1 protein-coding gene is annotated in these 1,209 nt (G+C 59.3%); it reads right to left on the bottom strand.

The window, feature by feature from the left end; all coding sequences use genetic code 11:
- Positions 1–90 precede the first annotated feature (90 nt).
- A partial coding sequence (locus tag AS181_RS24415) for an NtaA/DmoA family FMN-dependent monooxygenase (RefSeq protein WP_231742715.1) occupies positions 91–1,209 on the bottom strand: 1,119 nt, incomplete at its 5' end.

Below are 1,209 nucleotides of genomic sequence, written 5' to 3'. Positions count from 1 at the left end.
CGGTCCTTGAGTTCCTCACTGTACTTGCGTGGTGCTGCCATGCTCTCCATCCTTCACAGGTTCGAGAGCCTCCGACAGACCCGGGGCGGTTCAACGCTTTCCAAGGTCGGCCAGTGTCAGATCCTCGCCGTCGCTCGCAACCGTGGAGAACATGTGGAGCATGGTGGGGATGTGCGCGTCCCCCAAGCTCGCGACGATGTCGGAGTACTTCGCGTCTAGGGGGAAGGCGGACAAGTCGATTCCACTATGACTCGACAACGTCGACAGACCGACCTCGGGGTGGACGAGACCGTTGATGTATTCGAGGCGATCGCGTGCGATCGCCTCGGTCTCCCCAAGTATGGGCATGACAGCTGTGAAAACCTTCGTGGCGTCGGGGTTGCGACCCGCGGCACTCACTTGCCCCTTGATGTCCTGGTACGTGCGCTGCATCATCTCCAGCGTCGGCGAGATGCTGAACACGGCGTCGGCCCACTGGCCCGCGAAACGTCTACCGCGAGGCGACAATCCGGCCTGGAGGAGTACTGGCTCGCGCTGACTTGAAGGGGGGATTTGCAGGGGGCCGCGCACGTCGAACCAGTCACCACGGTGATCGACGTAATGAACTTTCTTAGGATCAGCGAACCGGCCGCAGATCTTGTCCAACAGCAGCGCATCATCGTCCCACGAGTTCCACAGCTTACGTACGACCTCGACGAACTCGTCCGCGCGGTCGTAACGGGTGTCGTGTTCAAGATGAGCATCGATTCCGAAGTTCTTTGCCTCTGAATCGTTCAGCGATGTCACGATGTTCCACGACACCCGCCCGTCGGACAGGTTATCCAGCGTTGCCAGGATACGGGCGACGTGAAACGGCGGGTAATACGTGGTGGAGATGGTGGCTCCAAGTCCCAACCGGTCGGTCACGGCGGCCATCGTCGCCACCACCGTGGCGGGCTCGAGTGCGATCGCGCCCTGGCCGCCCAGTCCGACGCCTGTTTGCAGATCATGGCCGTAGCTGTCCTCGACTGCGAGAGCATCCGGAAGGAAAAGAAGATCAAACTTTCCGCGTTCAAGGGTCTGAGCGATCTTCTTATAGTATGCACCGGAAAGAAAATCGTTAGTTGCTGCGGATCTAGTGTCCTGAGTCATTAATTTCCGTTCGGTTGTTAGGCTAGGGAATGGCAACCCGGGGTCCGCGAGCAGTGGATATTGTTCTGACTGATGACG

It is taken from the genome of Gordonia sp. SGD-V-85 (assembly GCF_001456905.1).
Classification (GTDB): Bacteria; Actinomycetota; Actinomycetes; order Mycobacteriales; family Mycobacteriaceae; genus Gordonia; species Gordonia hongkongensis.
Note: the sequence above shows the minus strand (reverse complement) of the source record. Positions and strands in the feature narration are given on the sequence as shown.